Origin of the sequence: Microbaculum marinum, assembly GCF_037855135.1 — a bacterium.
Lineage (GTDB): Bacteria > Pseudomonadota > Alphaproteobacteria > Rhizobiales > Tepidamorphaceae > Microbaculum > Microbaculum marinum.
Genome location: NZ_JAZHOF010000003.1, coordinates 380,514 through 396,724, shown reverse-complemented (window position 1 = coordinate 396,724; position 16,211 = coordinate 380,514). Strand labels below are relative to the sequence as shown.

At 67.9% G+C, this 16,211-nt stretch carries 17 protein-coding genes; 9 read left to right on the top strand and 8 right to left on the bottom strand.

Annotated features, from left to right (window positions below; translation table 11 throughout):
* Positions 1-3 precede the first annotated feature (3 nt).
* From V3328_RS08935 to V3328_RS08895, 9 genes are all read left to right on the top strand, one after another.
* A complete protein-coding gene (locus V3328_RS08935) occupies positions 4-1,356 on the top strand; it encodes a phenylacetate--CoA ligase family protein (protein WP_340329296.1) in 1,353 nt (450 codons plus the stop codon).
* Positions 1,353-1,538 (top strand): hypothetical protein, encoded by a 186-nt coding sequence (locus tag V3328_RS08930; RefSeq protein WP_340329295.1) that lies wholly within the window; start codon positions 1,353-1,355, stop codon positions 1,536-1,538. The genes V3328_RS08935 and V3328_RS08930 overlap by 4 nt, the downstream gene beginning before the upstream one ends.
* Positions 1,535-2,311 (top strand): SDR family NAD(P)-dependent oxidoreductase, encoded by a 777-nt coding sequence (locus tag V3328_RS08925; RefSeq protein WP_340329294.1) that lies wholly within the window; start codon positions 1,535-1,537, stop codon positions 2,309-2,311. The genes V3328_RS08930 and V3328_RS08925 overlap by 4 nt, the downstream gene beginning before the upstream one ends.
* Positions 2,312-2,378: 67 nt before the next feature.
* Positions 2,379-3,143 carry an SDR family NAD(P)-dependent oxidoreductase gene (locus V3328_RS08920; protein ID WP_340329293.1) on the top strand — a complete coding sequence of 255 codons (765 nt, stop codon included), beginning with the start codon at positions 2,379-2,381 and terminating at the stop codon, positions 3,141-3,143.
* A 4-nt stretch (positions 3,144-3,147) separates the two neighbouring features.
* Entirely contained in the window at positions 3,148-3,996 is an 849-nt protein-coding gene (locus V3328_RS08915; RefSeq protein ID WP_340329292.1) for a branched-chain amino acid ABC transporter permease, read from the top strand.
* Positions 3,993-5,015 (top strand): branched-chain amino acid ABC transporter permease, encoded by a 1,023-nt coding sequence (locus V3328_RS08910; protein WP_340329291.1) that lies wholly within the window; start codon positions 3,993-3,995, stop codon positions 5,013-5,015. Before V3328_RS08915 ends, V3328_RS08910 begins: the two co-directional genes overlap by 4 nt.
* On the top strand, positions 5,012-5,716 hold the full coding sequence (locus tag V3328_RS08905) for an ABC transporter ATP-binding protein (protein WP_340329290.1): 705 nt from the start codon (positions 5,012-5,014) through the stop codon (positions 5,714-5,716). The genes V3328_RS08910 and V3328_RS08905 overlap by 4 nt, the downstream gene beginning before the upstream one ends.
* On the top strand, positions 5,713-6,411 hold the full coding sequence (locus tag V3328_RS08900; protein WP_340329289.1) for an ABC transporter ATP-binding protein: 699 nt from the start codon (positions 5,713-5,715) through the stop codon (positions 6,409-6,411). The genes V3328_RS08905 and V3328_RS08900 overlap by 4 nt, the downstream gene beginning before the upstream one ends.
* A gap of 88 nt (positions 6,412-6,499) precedes the next feature.
* On the top strand, positions 6,500-7,675 hold the full coding sequence (locus tag V3328_RS08895; protein WP_340329288.1) for an ABC transporter substrate-binding protein: 1,176 nt from the start codon (positions 6,500-6,502) through the stop codon (positions 7,673-7,675).
* Positions 7,676-7,756: 81 nt separating this feature from the next.
* Here the strand turns inward: V3328_RS08895 and V3328_RS08890 are convergent, their stop codons facing one another.
* From V3328_RS08890 to V3328_RS08855, 8 genes are all read right to left on the bottom strand, one after another.
* Positions 7,757-8,896 carry a phosphotransferase gene (locus V3328_RS08890; protein WP_340329287.1) on the bottom strand — a complete coding sequence of 380 codons (1,140 nt, stop codon included), beginning with the start codon at positions 8,894-8,896 and terminating at the stop codon, positions 7,757-7,759.
* A gap of 127 nt (positions 8,897-9,023) precedes the next feature.
* Positions 9,024-10,346 (bottom strand): BNR-4 repeat-containing protein, encoded by a 1,323-nt coding sequence (locus V3328_RS08885; RefSeq protein WP_340329286.1) that lies wholly within the window; start codon positions 10,344-10,346, stop codon positions 9,024-9,026.
* 2 nt (positions 10,347-10,348) lie between these two features.
* Positions 10,349-11,530 (bottom strand): cytochrome P450, encoded by a 1,182-nt coding sequence (locus V3328_RS08880; RefSeq protein ID WP_340329285.1) that lies wholly within the window; start codon positions 11,528-11,530, stop codon positions 10,349-10,351.
* Positions 11,527-12,387 (bottom strand): glycosyltransferase family 2 protein, encoded by an 861-nt coding sequence (locus V3328_RS08875; RefSeq protein WP_340329284.1) that lies wholly within the window; start codon positions 12,385-12,387, stop codon positions 11,527-11,529. Before V3328_RS08875 ends, V3328_RS08880 begins: the two co-directional genes overlap by 4 nt.
* Before the next feature lie 12 nt (positions 12,388-12,399).
* Positions 12,400-12,654, bottom strand: a complete 255-nt coding sequence (locus V3328_RS08870; RefSeq protein WP_340329283.1) for an acyl carrier protein — start codon at positions 12,652-12,654, stop codon at positions 12,400-12,402.
* A 39-nt stretch (positions 12,655-12,693) separates the two neighbouring features.
* Positions 12,694-14,301, bottom strand: a complete 1,608-nt coding sequence (locus V3328_RS08865; RefSeq protein ID WP_340329282.1) for a tetratricopeptide repeat protein — start codon at positions 14,299-14,301, stop codon at positions 12,694-12,696.
* Positions 14,298-15,545: a polysaccharide pyruvyl transferase family protein gene (locus V3328_RS08860; RefSeq protein ID WP_340329281.1), complete on the bottom strand. Its 1,248-nt coding sequence runs from the start codon at positions 15,543-15,545 to the stop codon at positions 14,298-14,300. The genes V3328_RS08865 and V3328_RS08860 overlap by 4 nt, the downstream gene beginning before the upstream one ends.
* On the bottom strand, positions 15,542-16,210 hold the full coding sequence (locus V3328_RS08855; RefSeq protein WP_340329280.1) for a class I SAM-dependent methyltransferase: 669 nt from the start codon (positions 16,208-16,210) through the stop codon (positions 15,542-15,544). The genes V3328_RS08860 and V3328_RS08855 overlap by 4 nt, the downstream gene beginning before the upstream one ends.
* Between the last annotated feature and the right edge of the window lies 1 nt (position 16,211).

Sequence of the window (16,211 nt, the reverse complement as noted above, 5' to 3'; positions counted from 1 at the left end):
GATATGTCGCTGCCGCCGTTGGTGCCCGAAGACCTGGACCGCGCCGAACTCGGGCGCGTGCAGCTGCGGCGCATCCGCCGCCTGGTCGAGAGGGTCTACCGCGACAGCAGCTACTACCGCGGCCTGATGGACGCCGCCAATCTGCGCCCGGCCGACGTCACCAGCCTCGACGTCTTCCGCGAGCGCTTCCCGTTCTCCACCAAGCAGGACTTCCTCGCCGACCAGGAGGCGCATCCGCCCTTCGGCGCAAGACTGAGCGTGCCCCGCGAGAAGGTCGCACTGATAAACCTGACCGGCGGCACCTCCGGCCAGGGCCAGGAGGCCTATGGCCGCACCCAGGCCGACGTCCACACGCTCGGCTACCTGCATGCGCTGCCCTGGGTCCGCGTCGGCCTGCGGCCCGGCCACACGATGCTGAACTGCGTTCCCACCGGCGGCATGACGACGGGCGGCTGGGGCCCGTCGGAAGGCATCCGCATCGCCGGGGCGATGGGGCTGACGCCGCCGGCGGCGCTGTCGACGGAAGCCAAGGTCGAGCTGATGCTGCGCTTCCGGCCGATCCATTTCATCTACGCCTCGACCAATTTCATGCACCGGCTGACGGAAGTGCTGGTCGAACTGGGCCACACGCCGCGCGAGGCCTTTCCCGATCTCGCCGGAGTCTTCATCGCCGCCGAAGGCTATCCGACCGCCTGGGCCGAACGCGTCCAGGATCTGTGGGGCTGCACGCTCCACGAAGGCTACGGCAGCACGCAGTGCGTCGGCTTCGCCGCCGCCACCGGCACGGCCGGCGCCGTCGGGCCGGATGGCGGGCGCGGCGTCATGGACTTCTTCGAGACGATGACGCTGTGCGAGGTGATCGACCCGGAGACCGGCGCGCATGTCGGCTCGGGCGAGGAGGGCGAACTCGTCGTCACCAACCTGACCGTCGAGGCCTCGCCGGTGATCCGGTTCCGCACCGGCGACCGTGTCCGGTTCTTCGCCGCCGCGGACCGGGGGACCGCCTTCGGCGGGATCGAATGCGGCGGCGTCGGCCGCTTCGACGACATGATGAAGATCCGCGGCAACAACGTCTGGCCGGACGCCGTCGACGCGTCGGTCTTCTCGTTCCCTGAGGTGGCCGAATATGTCGGCCGGGTGTTCACCGGCGAGGGCGGAAGGACCGAATGCGAGCTGCGGGTCGCCTTCAGGAACCGCTGCGACGCGCAGAAGCTCACCGGGGCGATCGGCAGCGCCGTCAAGGCCCGCACCAACGTCTCCATGAGCGTGGTGGTGGTCGACCGCAGCGAGCTGCCGGAATTCACCTACAAGGCGCGCCGCTGGAGCGACGAGCGCCAGCAGGGGTACCGGCTATGACGGACACAGCGGCCGGGGACAGCGTGCGCATCCTTCGCGACATGCAGCGCCTCGCGGACGAATTGTGCGGGTCGGCCGACCCGCTGATGCGCGGTCAGGCCGAGTTCCTGAAAGGCCGGATCGCCGCGCTGGCCTCGATCGCCGGCGCCGATCTGTCGCAGGACGAGGGAGGGCAGCAGTGAGCGGCCGGTTGCAGGGAAAGGTGGCGGTGGTCACCGGCGGCGCGTCCGGGCTCGGCCGCGCCGTCGTCGAGCGCTTCGCGGACGAGGGCGCCAGCATCGTCGTCGCCGACGTCAACGAGGCCGGGGCGAGGGAGCTGGCCGCCCGGCTCGGCGACGCGGCGGTCGCGATCGGCGCCGACCATACCGACACCGGACAATGCGAGGCGGCGATCGCGCTGGCGCTGGAAACCTTCGGCAAGCTGGACATCCTGCACGCCAATGCGGGCGGCCCGTTCACGGGCCCGTTCCAGGACGTCGACGACGCGACGCTGGAGCGCGTCATCGATGTCAACCTGATGGGCAGCCTGAAGATGGTGCGCGCCGCCATACCGGCGCTGGAGCGTCAGGCCCGGGCGACCCCGTCCGGCGCCTCGATCCTCGTCACGTCGTCGCTGCAGGGCCTGAAGGCGAAGCCGAATTTCAGCCTCTATACCGTCGCAAAGCACGGTCTGATCGGCCTCGTCAGGAGCCTCGCGCTGGAACTGGCGCCGAGCAACATTCGCGTCAACGCGGTCTGCCCGACCGTCACCGAGACGCCGATGCTCGCCCATTTCCTGCCCGGCATGGCGGCCGAGAAGGACGAGGCGATGAACCGGTTCCGGGCGACGATCCCGCTCGGCCGGATGCCGGAGCCCGTCGATACGGCCAACGCACTCCTGTTCCTCGCTTCCGACGAGGCTCGGATGCTGACGGGCGTGGCGTTGCCGGTCGATGGCGGCCAGATGGCGATGTGAACGATGAAATGAACGTCGCAGCACCGGCCGAAGAAAGCCGGCGGCGATCGGAGAGGAACTGCCCGGAATGCTCGAAAGATTCAGGCTCGATGACAGGGTGGCGGTCGTCACCGGCGGTGGCGGCGGCCTAGGCTCGCTCGCGGCGCAGGCCTTTGCGTCGGCCGGCGCCGATGTCGCCCTTGTCGGCCGCAATGTCGGGAAGCTGGAGGAGACCGCCGGAGTCGTGCGCGATTGCGGCCGCGCGGCTCATGTCATCCAGGCGGACGTAACCGATGCGGCTTCGATGGCGGCGGCGGTCGAAACCCTGGAGGCGGCGGCGGGGCGCGTCGACATCCTGTTCAACAACGCCGGCATCACCTCGACCAGGACACTGCTTGAAACCGAGGTCGCCGACTGGCAGAGGCTGTTGGACGTCAACGTCACCGGCACGTACCTGACCATCCGCGCGTTCGCGCCCTCGATGATCCGCGGCGGTGGCGGCCGGATCATCAACATGGGGTCGATCCTGTCGGCGCGCGGCATGGCGAACAGGGTCGCCTACAGCGCCACCAAGGCGGCGGTCGCCAACATGGCCTCGGCTCTGGCCTTCGAATTCGGGCCGCACGGCATCACCGTGAACACGCTGGCGCCGACCGTCATCGTCACCGACCTCAATCGCGAGGCGGTGCGCACCCAGCCCGAACTGTACGAAGGCGTCGTCCGCCGTACGGCGATGGGACGCCTCGGCGAACCGGAGGATCTGGCCGGCGCGCTGCTGCTGCTCGCCTCCGATGCCGGCTCCTTCATCACCGGCCAGACGATCTTCGTCGACGGCGGCTACACGGCGGGCTGACGGCATGCTGATCCAGGTCCTCAACGGCGTCGTCTATGGCGGTCTCCTCTATCTCCTGGCCGTCGGCCTGGTGCTGATCTTCGGCCTGCGCGAGATCGTCAACTTCGCCCACGGCGCGCTGTTCATGCTCGGCTCCTACATCGGCTTCTCGATTGCGGCGAGCTACGACTTCTGGCTCGGCCTCCTTGGGTCGCTGGTGGCGATGACGGCGATCGGCATCTGCCTTGATGCGGCGGTTCTGAGGCCGCTCCGCAAGCACGACCACATGGTCACGGTGCTCGTCACCTTCGGCATTCTTCTCGTCCTCGAGGCATTCGCGACGGCGGTATGGGGCAAGTCCTACCGCTCCATGACGCCGCCTGCGATCTTCTCCGGGACGGTCGACATCGCAGGCCAGCCATTCCCCGTCTACCGGCTGTTCGTGATCGCCGTGAGCCTGTGCGTCGCCGCTGCGCTGACCGCCTGGCTCCGGTTCTCGCGCATCGGCCTGTATGTCCGCGCGTCGAGCGTCGATCCGACGACGACGGCCATCCTCGGCGTCGACACGGACCGGCTGAGCCTGATCGTCGTGGGCCTCGGTACCGGCCTTGCGGGACTGTCGGGCGTGGTCGCGGCGCCGCTGATGGCGCTGTCGCCGACGATGGGCAACTTCATCCTGATCGAGAGCTTCATCGTCGTCGTGGTGGGCGGTCTCGGCAGCTTCTCCGGTGCGCTGGTCGCCGCACTTCTGATCGGGCAGATCCACAATTTCGGGGCGATCTATCTGCCCTGGGCGTCGACCATGCTGCCGTTCCTTCTCATGGTCGGGGTGCTGATCTGGCGGCCGTCCGGGCTTGCGGGCAAGCGCACATGACGACCGCCGACACCCGCATCGACGGTCCCGGCTTTCGCGTGGCGCGGCAGCGCAACGGCCGGCTGGTTGCCATCGCCTGCATCGCGCTGGCGCTCGGCTTCCTGGCCCCGCACCTGATCCCGTCGCTGCTCTGGATGTCACTGCTGACGCAGGCCGTCGTGGACATGACGCTCGCCACCAGCGTCGGCATCCTGTACCGGCAGAACGGCCGCATCAGCTTCGGCCAGGCCGCCTTCTTCGGCCTCGGCGCCTACACGTTCGGCGTCATTACCGTCCGGGAGTTCGGCTCGGCCGAGCTGGCGCTTGTCGCAGCCCTCGTGGTGCCGACGCTCATCGCCTTCCTGCTCGGACTGGTGATTGCCCGCATCCCGGGCGTGGCGCATGCCATGCTGACGCTTGCCGTGGGTCAGGCGCTCTACGAGATCGCGTTCAAGTGGCGCGCACTCGCCAACGGCGATGACGGCATGAGCGTGCCGCTGCCCGACACGATTTTCGGGATCGACAGCGATTTCTTCCAGTCGCCGGCAACGATGCTGGTGTTCTGCTGGTCGCTGCTCGTCCTGACCCTCTTCGGGCTCGCGCTGATGGCCCGCAGTCCGTTCGGCCAGCTGACCGAGGTCATCCGGGAGAACGACGAGCGGGCGCGGTTCATTGGCTACGGGACGACGCTGCCCCGGGCGATCATCTACGGCGTCTCCGCCTTTATCGCCGCGATGGCGGGCATCCTCCAGACGCTCTACGACGGCTACATCTCACCGCAGATGCTGCACTGGAGCGCCTCCGGCATGGCCCTGATCATGGCGATCGTCGGCGGTCCCAAGATCCTGTGGGGACCCGCGCTCGGCGCCTTCATCCTCTTCTTCTTCAAGGACATCGCCGGGGACGCCACGGAATACTGGCCGGCCCTGGTGGGCGGCACGCTGATCGTGGTCACGCTGCTGCTGCCGGAGGGCTTCGCCGGTCTGATCCTCAAGCTTCTCGCCCGCGCCACCGGCCGGGCGGACAGGGGGCGGTCATGACGGTTGCTCTGGAAGGACGTGGTCTCAGTCGCGCCTTCGGCGGCTTCCGGGCGCTCGACGGGGTCGATATCTCGGTTGAATCCGGGCAGATCCGCGGCCTGATCGGGCCCAACGGCGCGGGCAAGTCGACGCTGATCGACGTGCTGTCGGGCCGCGCGCAGAACTGGTCGGGTCAGATCTTCCTCGATGGCGAAGAGATCACCCACCTGAAGATCCAAGACAGGCGCCACCGCGGTCTGGCCAGGTCGTTCCAGCGCACGAACATCTTTCCGACGGTGAGCATCGGCATGCAGCTCACGGTCGCCTCTCGGGCATTAGGCGATTCCGGCCTGGCCGAAGTGGTCGAGGCGCTGAATCTCGGCCCGCTGCTCGACCATCAGGCGGCGAAAGTCAGCTACGGCGACCAGCGGCGTCTCGATCTGGCACTGGCACTTGTCGGACGTCCCCGGGTGCTGCTCCTGGACGAGCCCGCTGCAGGGCTGACCGTCGAGGAATCTCTCACGCTGGCAGGGATACTGCGTGATCTCGTGCGCCGGTGGGGAACCACGGTCCTCATCGTCGAGCACGACATGGAGGTGATCTTCTCGATCTGCGACCGGATCACCGTTCTCAATCTCGGCAAGACGCTGGCGGAAGGCGGTCCGGACCAGGTTCGGCGCGATCCCGCGGTCGTCTCCGCCTATCTGGGATCTCAGGCGTGAGCGTTCTTCTCGCATTCGACCAGGTCGACGCATATTACAGCCAGGCACGAATCCTGAACGGCGTGTCCTTCGAGGTCGGCGCCGGCGAGCGGGTCGCGATCCTCGGTCGCAACGGGGTCGGCAAGACGACGGTCGTGAACACGCTCTGCGGCATCGCCGATATCCACGCCGGCGCGATCAAACTGGGCGGCAAGCGCTACACCGACGTTCCACACTACCTGGCGGCCCGGTCCGGGATCGCAATCGTCCTGCAGGGGCGCGGGATCATTCCCAATCTCACGATCGAGGAAAACCTGATGCTTGGCGGGGCGGTCGACCGTCCCGGCCGCTGGAACCTCGACACCGTTTACGAACTGTTCCCCATCCTTGGCGAGCGCCGGCGCAATCCGGGCCTGGGCCTGAGCGGCGGCCAGCAGCAGATGCTGGCGATCGGCCGCGCCCTCATGGCCAATCCCGAACTCCTCGTCCTCGACGAGCCGAGCGAGGGGCTCGCCCCGGTCATCATCGACGAGCTGGCCGAGCTGTTCCGCCACGTGGCTGACGAGGGAACGGCCATCATGCTCATCGAGCAGAACATCAACCTGATCCAGCGGGTGGCCGCCCGCTACTACGTGCTCTCCAAGGGGTCGGTCACCGAATCCGGCGATCTCGCCGGCATGACGACACAACAGTTGCAGGACCACATCACGATCTGAGGGTCCGCAGCGGAACGGTCTTCCGTTTCGCGGTCGGGGGCAGCAGGGCTCCCGCCGAACCAACAAGGTGAAGGGAAGGAAAACGGAAATGACGATCAAAGAGCACCTACGCACCGGAGCGGCACTCGCCACCGCCGCCGCCATAGCCCTCGGCGGCCAGGCGGCGTCGGCGGCCGAAACGCTGAAGATCGGCGTTCCGACCGATCTGTCGGGCACCTATGCCGACCTCGGCAACCAGGTCATTCGCGCGGTCGAGTTCGCCGTCGCCGAGGCGAAGTCCGGCGGAATGGACGTCGAGTACAAGTCGCTCGATACCGAGGCGAATCCGGAGAATGCCCGCAAGCAGTCGGAGAAGCTGGTTCGCGAGGGCTATCCGATCATCCTGGGCCTGATCGCCTCGGGTGAGGGCCTCGCCATTGCGCCGATGATGGAGCGCTGGGGCGGCCTGTACATCTCCACCATCAACAAGGCCGATGCCCTGACCGGCGACCAGTGCCAGCCGCGCGTGTTCCGCGTGAACACGCAGAGCGCCATGGATGCGCTGACGATCAAGCCGTGGCTGAACGAGCGCAAGGAGAAGAAGTGGGCGGTCGTGGCCGTCGACATCGCCTGGGGCCAGGGGTCCAGCGCAGCGTTTGCCGAAACGGCAGAGTCCGCCGGCAAGGAGATGGTCGGCCAGTTCTTCATTCCGCCGAACACGAACGACTTCGCCCCCTACATCCAGCAGGTCAAGGATTCGGGCGCCGAGGGTATCTGGGTCGTGCTCGCCGGGCGCGACGCGATCAACTTCGCCCAGCAGGCAAAGCAGTTCGGCCTGATCGATGCGATCACTGTGGCCGGTCAGAGCTTCACCACCGACAACACCGTGAAGTCGCTGGGCGACGTCGCTAAGGGCATCTACGGCATCATCAACTACAGCTCCACCCTCGACACACCCGAGAACAAGAAGTTCGTCGAGGACTGGCGCAAGATGTACGACGACGATCCCACCAACTTCGAGGGCGAGACCTATCTCGGCATGCAGGTGCTGTTTCAGGCGGTCGAGAAGGCCGGCAGCACCGATCCGGAGGCCCTTCAGAAGGCCCTGTCCGGCGGCGAGTTCGATACGATCATGGGCAAGCTGACGATGCGTGCCGAGGATCACCAGCTCCTGACGCCGAACTATTTCGGCGTGGTCGAGGAGCAGGACGGCGCGCTGCGCCCGGTCATTACGATGACCGCGACGCCGGATCAGGTCGCTCCGCCGGTCACCTGCAAGATGTAGCAGGCAGGCGGCACACGACGAAAACGGGCCGGCACCCTCTGGATGCCGGCCCGTTGTTTTTCGGGAGGTCGTTCGGTGATTTCAGGCGCGCCAGGAGACCTGCGCCCATCCCAGGTCGGCCAGCGGCCGCGCGAGGCGCCCGACCTCAAGCGCGTTCGGCGCGCTGGCGCTGCCTTCCAGGGCCCGCGCATAGATGCCCTGGGCGATCGACGCGAAGCGGAACAGCGCGAACGCCTTGTAGAAGTCGAACTCGGCGATCTCCTCGCGGCCCGTTCGCCGGCAATAGGCCGCGACATAGTCGGCCTGGAGCGGGATGCCGAGGGAGGGCAGGTCGAGATCGCTGAGGCCGCCGAGGTTCGGTGTCGTGCTGGGCAGATCGTAGACCATGCAGTTGTAGGCGACGTCGCAGAGCGGATGGCCGAGCGTCGCCAGTTCCCAGTCGAGTACCGCGAGCACCTTCGCGCTGTCGCGCGCGAAGACGAGATTCTCGAGCCGGAAGTCGCCGTGGGCGATGGCGTGCTCCTCGCCGTCGGGAATGTGCTCCGGCAGCCACGAGATCAGCGCTTCGATCGGCTCGATCGTCTCGGTTTCGGCGGCTCTGTACTGCTTCGTCCACAACGCGATCTGCCGCGCCACGTAGTTCGACGGCCGGCCGAACGTCTCGAGCCCCGCCGCGGCGTAGTCGATCGCGTGCAGGGTGGCCATCGTCTCGTTCATGGAATCGTAGATCGCCGCCCGTTCCTCCGCCGTGCAGCCGTGCAGGGCCGGATCGCGGAAGACCCGGCCGTCGAGGTAGTCCATCACGTAGAACGGCGTGCCGATCACCTCGGGATCCTCGCACAGGTGCCGGACCGTCGGCACCGGCAGCGCCGTCGCCGCGAGCTTCTCGAAGACCGCGTATTCCCGCTCGATCAAGTGCGCCGAGGGCAGCAGGTCGCCGGGCGGCTTCTTGCGCAGCACGTAGCGCCGCGACCCTGCATCGAGCAGGAACGTCGGATTGGACTGGCCACCGCGGAACTGGCTCACGTCGAAGGCCGACGCCGGGTCCGGCAGCTTGTCGGAGAGATAGGCCTGAAGGCGGCCGAGGTCGAAGCCGTGGCCCGTCCGGATCGACGTGGTTTCCATCCCCGCCGCCGCGGGCCCAGTGGCATCGGCCCCGGTCGGACCAGCCACGGTCGCCTCGGCCTCGTTGGGGGCGGGCCTGCTCTCCAGCTTCGTCACTGCGCGTGATCCTTCTGTCCGATTGCCAAACTGTCGGACAGAACTTATAGGAACCCTACCAGGTGCCTGCAAGCGGCGTCGTGCGGTAGCGGTGGCGTTCCCGGTGCCGACCGACGTAGGTGCGGCATCAGCGGCCGAAGATCGCCGCCCGGGCCCATTCCACGATCCGGCAGTCGGCGGAGGTGAGGTCGTCGCCGGCGCCGTCGCCGCGCTGCTGCGCGCAGGGCTGCACGAACATCGACAGGCGGCCGCGGCTCTGCCAGGCCTCTGGATCGACGATCGGCTCGTAATAGCCGAGGTCCGACGGCCACAGCACCACCGTCTCCGCCGTGTCGCCCGCTTCCGCGTCCTGCGGCACAATGACGGCCATCAGCCGGCCGCCGTACTCGGCGCTGCGGAACACCACGAGGCCGCGGCCGTCCGGGGCGAACAGCAGGTAGGGCCGGCTGTGCGGCAGCGGCAGCGTGCCCCGGCCCGACAGGGCGAAATCGGTCGCGAAGTCGCTGACCCTCGTCGCCCGCCAGCTTCCCGACCGGCGCCGCACCAGCCGGACCTGCGGCACCTCGTCGGCCGGATCGCGCCACCACGTCACGGCGGCGGGCTGGCCGTGCGGATCGACGGCGGCGCCGGCCTGGTTCATGAGATCGCTGCGAAACGGCACCGCGGCGACACGTTCGGTGTGCATCGGCCCGGCCGGTCGCGGCAGCGCCATCCCGGAGAGCGTTTCGACCGCACCCAGGTCGTCGCCGCGGAACGCGACGAGGTCGAGGCCGGAATTGACCACGTCGGCTCCGGCCTCCGGCGGCAGCCGGAGCCGCCAGACCAGAAACGCGCACACCGTGCCGTCGTCCAGCACCACCGGCCGATTCAGGTAGGGGCCGGCGCAGTTGCGGTGGCCGCGGCCGTCCAGCAGCGGCTCCGGAGGGTCGACCCAGCGTCCGCTCGCCTCGTCGAACAGACGCAGGCGCAGGGCGCCGCTGTTGGGCAGCCCTTCGCGGTACAGCATCACCAGCCGCGGCGGATCGCCGACGGTGAGGAAGCTCGGATAGGTGACCGAGTCGGTGACACGGGCGAGATCCGGCCGCGACGGCGAGAACTCGGAGATATCCAGGCCCGGCGGTCCCTTGAGCAGCTTCACCGTGCTGGCGTGCGCGCCATAGCCGAGATGGATGCACCTGTCGCGGTCGATGCCGATGCTGATCGACCGGTGCGCGTCCCAGGGCAGGTCGTCGGGGCTTTGCGGGGAAATCTCCGTCCTCTGCACGGCGTCGCCGGTCAGGCTGCGCCGAAAGACGACCACCTGTCCCTGCGGGCCGTAGTAAGCACCGATCTGCGCCTCGCCGACGGTCAGTATGCCCTCGCACCGGAACGCCGAGGCGTTGACGCTCGATCCGGCCCAGGCCTGGCCAAGCGGACAGTCTGTCAGGGGCGGGACGTGCCGCGCGTCCATGTCTACCGGGGCGTCAGCACGCTCGGGAGGCTGCCCGGCATGCGAAACCCCGGATGCGGGATCCAATCGGGAGGGCCGTCGTCGGCCGGCTCGATCCTGTATGCAGTCATCGCGTCGAGAAACAGCGCCGCCATCTGCCGGCCCGGCCGGGACCCGACGCAGGTATGCGCGCCTGCGCCGAAGCCGAGGGTTACCGGACCCTTGCGCTCCGGATCGAACAGCCAGGGGTCCGGAAATGCGAGCGGATCATGGTGGGCTGCCTCGAAGTCGATGAATAGCGAACTGCCGGCGGAAATCTGCTGGCCGCCGATTTCGACGGCCGCCGTGGCGCGCCTGCGGCTTCCCCGGCGGACGGGCCCCAGGAAGCGCATGGCTTCTTCCACCAGCCGATTGCGGGGCGCCTTCGTCTGCATGGCGGCCTCCGCGAACTGGGGATGTCGCTGCATCAGCAGGACAAGATTGGCGAGGAAGCCCGCCGACGTCTCCACCGCCGCCACGATCAGGAACAGGAGGAGACCGCAGATCTCCTCGTCGTCCAGCTCGAACCTGCGGCTGCCGAGCTCGACGGCGTCGTGCAGGCGCCCGGCGCCGGCGCGGCGGGCTGCGGCGATGGCGTCGAGCACGCATTTCGTCACCTTGCCGGCTTCTTGGTCGAGGTAGGGCAGCGGCGCCGTGTTGGGGCCCGCGGCCCACTGGATCATGATCTTTCGATTGGCATGGTCGAGGTGGCTGATGGTGTCGCGGTCCAGCCCAGCATAGTCGGCCACCACGACCAGCGGCAGCGCGTTGCAGATGGGAACCATGTCGCAGGGCTCGCCGGTGGCAACGCCCGACAGCAGGGTGTTGGCGTGATCGGCGATGGCCTCGGGCGACGCCGGCGCCGACTTCTGCAGGATGCGCAGGAATTCGCGTCCCTTGGGGTGGAACGGCGACGTCCGGGCGATCAGGACCCCGCTCATGAAGGAGGCCAGGCTGGGCAGGTCGACGGAGCGCGAGCGCTGGAGCACCCACATCTCCTGGGCCATGTCGATCGTCGTGACGGACTGGTGGCGGAGCGCCTCCTGGCAGTCCGCGTAGCGGGTGATGCGCCAGTCGGCCAGGGGCCGTGCCCCGGCCGGCGGACCGGATTGGGCGATATCGGCAAGGCCGAACCGCGCACGGATATCGGCTTCAAGGTCGCTCATGGCCGCGTCACCGTACCTGTCTGGGCATCGAAGAGCCAGCCGGGCGCGCGAACGGGCGCCAGCGGCTTCTTGCGGATCTTCATGTACTCGAGCGCGAGCTTGCGAAAGATGGCATGGTCTTCGGCATTCGTCGCCACCCCTCCGTGAAACTGATGGAAGGTTCCCTCGTTGGCCAGTTTGATGAGCTGGGTGCCGGGAAGGGCGCAGGCGCGCGAGAAGATGTCGGGGTTCGCGGCGCCGCCGCCGGCGCTGGTGAAGCGCTTCTCGTAGCCGCCGAGTTCATCCCAGAGGGCGCGCGGCATGCAGATGGAATTGGTCTCGAGCATCTGGCCGGGCCAGCCCTCGCCGACCTCGAAGACCGAGATGTCGAACAGTCGATAGCCGTCGTTCGGCCAGTCGATCGATGCCAGCAGGGCGGCCTCCGTGGCCTCGTCATACCCCTCCCGGACGCTGTGGTACTGGGGCTTGGAGCCGAGATGGTAGTTGTAGCTGGCCACCACCGGCTTGGGGTGGAGCGCGCAGGCGCGCAGGCAGGCGTCGATAAGGCCGGGCGAGGCGAGGCGGGCGGCATCGATCCAGACGGCCACGATCGGCGCTGTCGCCTGCGAGAGGCCGAAGTTCAGTGCCGGCACCGGCGAACCCGGCGCGTCGCGCCAGGCATGCAGGGTGATGTCCAGCCCGGGTGTAGCAATTTCCTCGGCCGTCGGCGGCACAGGCGAGCCGTTGTCGACCACGATCACTTCGCAGCGGCCGGGCCGGCAGTTGCGCTGATAATCGGGCGCCAGCGAGCGAAGCGTCCGCCGCAGTTGCGGGGTCATGTCATAGCTCACCAGCACCAGGCTGATCTCATGCCTCATGCCGAACTCGCTCTAATGCGGTTGCAGCACGCCGCCGGCAACGAGATTGTCGAGGACCCCATTCAGCGTCGGCGTCTCGAACAGCACTTCGGGATCGATCTCGATTTCGAACTGCTCTTCGAGGATTCCGGCCATGATGACCAGCTCGGCCGAATCCAGGCCGTAGGAATCGAACCGCGCATCGGGGGAGAAGTCTGCGCGCTGCATGTCCAGCGCCGAGACGATGTAGCCGGTCATCCATTCGGATGCCTCGGTTCGCGTCGGCACTCGTTTGGCTTCTTCGATGCTGATTGGAACCCCCATCGGTTACGCGACCCCACCTGCAACGGCGGCCGAAAAGCTGCCCCTGGCAATGGTCGACAATGCCACGTAGTGGTGATCCACACCAGCTTCGCGGTGCACCCGGATCTGCGGATTGCCTGCCAGGCGATGCGCCTGCTGCAGGTCGAGCTCGCACGCGCCGCCGACATGCAGATCGACGCGCATTGCGGGAGCCTGGGCCAGCTCGGTGACGACGTCGCCGAAACGTTCCGCCTCCCGCGCTCCCGGCTGCTGCTGCATCCACCGCAGCGTACGCTGCAGGCGGGCGGGCGTTCCCTGGAACTCGGGATCGACCGTGGTGAGGGCCCCGAACGTGACGACGCGGCCTGCGCCGAGCCTGGCGCCGTAGCGTATCGCGGCCAGCCCGCTCACGGACGCGCCGACGGTCACCAGTTCGCCGCCGTCGAGGTCCGCGATGATCCGTCGCAGGCCCGTCAGCGTCGCGGTTATGTCGGGACCCAGCGAGCGCAGTCCGGTGAGCGCGGAGCCGAAAACCGTGTCGCGGAGGTAAATGACGTGGACCGGCAGGTCGGCGAGGAGGGCGTCGATGCAGGCGATCGGCAACATCATGAAGTTGCCTGTCAGCGTCGCGAATACCAGGACCGTCATGCTTGCGCCCGGTGTCCTGACCACCTGCACCTCCGCGGCCGGATCGTCGCTCAGCCGCGTCCGCTTCCACGTCGCGTCGGGTATGGTCGTCAGGACGGTCAGCAGCGGGCGGGACACCTTGCCCCAGTGCGACTCCGGATCGAGCGCTTCGAGGATACGCCTTGCGTCCGCGAAATCCGACGCCTGAAGGCAGGCCTTTGCCACCTCGAACCGCAGCATGGCGTTGGGATCCGGGGAATCGAAGTTGGCGCGGATCAGGCGATACAGCTCGGCCCACTCCGTCCGCGCCATAGGCAACTGGCTGAAGACGCGAACGAACACCGCATCGCCGGGAAATCGGGTCAGGGCGTCCTTGAGGATTGCCAGGACTTCCGGGTCGGCCACCGGAACCAGGTTGGAGAAGCGCCGATGCTGGATCAGCGCGTTGAGATGGAGCATCGCCGCCCAGCCCGGCAGCGGTGACAGGGTCGCCGATCGCGAGAACGCCTCCAGAGCCTCTTCGACGTGACCCAGCGCGAGCCGCGCACTGGCGATGTCGCGCAGCAGGGCGGGGTCGTCGGGCGCGGCCGACAGGCGGCGCTCCAGGATGTCCCGGGCTTCCGGGCTGCGTCGGTTGGCGGCCGCCAGGTTTCTGGCGATTCTGTTCTTGTCTTCGTTCGGGAGCGAACTGTCCTCTACCCTGGTTCGATAGAGTGCGATCGCGGCACCCGGGTCGCCATTGGCCATGTGGGCGCTCACGAGCCGGGCGAGCAGCCATGGGTTGTCGGGCCATTGGTCGAGGAGCGCCTCGCAATAGGTTACGGCCTCGGCATGCCTGCCCTGCACCGCGAGGATTTCGCTCCACAGCAGATGGCAGCGCAGGTCGTCGCGGTAGTCGGCAAGCAGGGACCTGGCCTGCTCGACGGCGGTTTCGATACGGTTGGCGGCCAGGTCCTCACGCACGGCGGCCGATCTCGCGGCCCGATCGGACGGGCGGTCGTTCACGGCGCCCTCCCGGCGGACCGGCCCGCAACCGGCTGCAGCAGCCAGCCCATCCCGCTCGTCGCCAGCCCGTTCGAAACGTAGCGTCGCAGGAACTCCGCCCGTCGGAGGCGGCCGGCGCCCGGATCTGCGATGGCGGCGACGACGCGCTCCCAGTGTCCATCCAGTGCGGCGAAGACGGACTGAGGGACCCGGACGGACGTTCCCAGGGTTTCCGCCGCCCGGGCCAGACCGTCAGGCCAGTCGGACACCACGTCGTCGGGGCGGCCGAGATGGTCTGCGAGCCCGGAGAACTTGCGGAAGGCCGGGCGGGCGACGATCACACCCGGTCGATCATAGCAGTGCGCCGTGACGTAGCCGTGCATCGAATTGCCGACATAGACACGCGAGTAGGCAATCGCCGCGGCGATCTCGCGAAGGCCGCTGGGGTCGTCGAGACAGATGTGAGGCCGCGACATCGCATCGCTCATGGCGCGCGCCGCGGCCGCGTCGCCGAGGCTCGGGCCGATGGCGACCAGCACCGGTGTGAGGCCGCGTTCGGCGGAGAATGCATCCACCATCGCGGCGAGATCGGCCAGTTCCAGCGGCCCCAGTCCGGCAGTGCGCACGTGAACGGCCATCAGCGCCGCTTCGGCCGGTATGTCCTTGCGCGCCGCGAGAGCCTCGAAAGCCGGTCGCAGGGAATCCAGCGGCCACACCCGCGCCAGATCGAGAATGGTATCCGGCACCACGCCGACATCCGTCTGGTGGCCGGATCCCAGAAACCGCATGCCCGGCGCGTCGCGCACGGCGACATAGTCGGCTGCGGCGAGGGCCGGTTCCACGGCAGTGCGCCGGAGTTGCTCGGGAAACGGCGAGGGGACTCCCGGCGCGTTCCAGACGACCGGAATGTCGGAGAGCGCGCCGGCAAGCGTGGCCCCGAACCACAGCGACGGATAGGCCCAGGCCGGCAGGTCGCCGACGCGGTACTCCTGCAGGAAACCTGCAGGCCAGGAATGGATGATTTCCCCGCCGCCGATAAGAACCGCGTCTCCGGTAAGCCCCGCCGGCAGGTTGCCGAGTGACTCCACCGCCGGAGCATCCCCGAACACCGTCCGCTGCTTGGTCGGCGAGACCGGCACCACCTGCCAGCCGTGCGGCGCCAGACGATGGGCTGCGACGATCGGGAACAGCAGATCGCCGTAATTCGCGACATCGAAGGTCCCGAACTGAAGGGCGCGGCGGGCGGAGGTGTCCGGATCGGTCATTGCAGCAGATACCAGCGCCGCCTTCCGAAGCGCGAGAAGTAGGGGGGCTCCATCAGGGTGACCGAGTTCCAGCCGGCTTCCTCGACGGCGTGCAGGAGGCCCGGCTCGTCGAGCCAGAAGGATTCCTCGTTGCCGAACGAGGACCAAACGTTGCCAGTCTCCTGCAGCATCGCACCGGAATAGCCGAGTTCGCTGCAAGGTCGTATGCGAGGCGATTCCAGGCCCATCTCCTTGACGAGGTCGGGGCACCAGACCTCGGTATCGACGATGGTCGGACGGCCTTCGCAGCGCCGCAGGAGATCGATCTGCTCTTCCAGGCGGAGGTGGTAGAGAAGACCGATGATGCCGATGACGTCGAAGCCGTGCAGCGGGAAGGTCCGGATGTCGGCAAGGATATGGACGATTCCCTCCGGGTCCGAACCGGTCCACGGTGGGCGTGCGTCGACCGCCGTCACGGTGTAGCCGTTGTCCCTGGCGCGCTGGGCAAACATCAGCGGGCCGGCGCCGAGATCGACGAAGCTGCGTCCCGCCGCATCCCCGAGTTCCTTCAGAACGAGTTCGAAAACCCGCATCCGGTAGGAGAGCTGCTGCAGCGACTTGCCACTGAGTGCCTCGGGGGGCGGGCAGGCGAAAGGAACGTCTCTGCTTTCGATAGACAGAGTCATT

Coding starts and splice junctions, on each gene's coding strand:
- V3328_RS08905 (WP_340329290.1), top strand. CDS start 5,012: ATGACGGTTGCTCTGGAAGGACGTGGTCTCAGTCGCGCCTTCGGCGGC.
- V3328_RS08935 (WP_340329296.1), top strand. CDS start 4: ATGTCGCTGCCGCCGTTGGTGCCCGAAGACCTGGACCGCGCCGAACTC.
- V3328_RS08920 (WP_340329293.1), top strand. CDS start 2,379: ATGCTCGAAAGATTCAGGCTCGATGACAGGGTGGCGGTCGTCACCGGC.
- V3328_RS08860 (WP_340329281.1), bottom strand. CDS start 15,545: ATGACCGATCCGGACACCTCCGCCCGCCGCGCCCTTCAGTTCGGGACC.
- V3328_RS08930 (WP_340329295.1), top strand. CDS start 1,353: ATGACGGACACAGCGGCCGGGGACAGCGTGCGCATCCTTCGCGACATG.
- V3328_RS08880 (WP_340329285.1), bottom strand. CDS start 11,530: ATGAGCGACCTTGAAGCCGATATCCGTGCGCGGTTCGGCCTTGCCGAT.
- V3328_RS08915 (WP_340329292.1), top strand. CDS start 3,148: ATGCTGATCCAGGTCCTCAACGGCGTCGTCTATGGCGGTCTCCTCTAT.
- V3328_RS08885 (WP_340329286.1), bottom strand. CDS start 10,346: ATGGACGCGCGGCACGTCCCGCCCCTGACAGACTGTCCGCTTGGCCAG.
- V3328_RS08875 (WP_340329284.1), bottom strand. CDS start 12,387: ATGAGGCATGAGATCAGCCTGGTGCTGGTGAGCTATGACATGACCCCG.
- V3328_RS08910 (WP_340329291.1), top strand. CDS start 3,993: ATGACGACCGCCGACACCCGCATCGACGGTCCCGGCTTTCGCGTGGCG.
- V3328_RS08855 (WP_340329280.1), bottom strand. CDS start 16,210: ATGACTCTGTCTATCGAAAGCAGAGACGTTCCTTTCGCCTGCCCGCCC.
- V3328_RS08895 (WP_340329288.1), top strand. CDS start 6,500: ATGACGATCAAAGAGCACCTACGCACCGGAGCGGCACTCGCCACCGCC.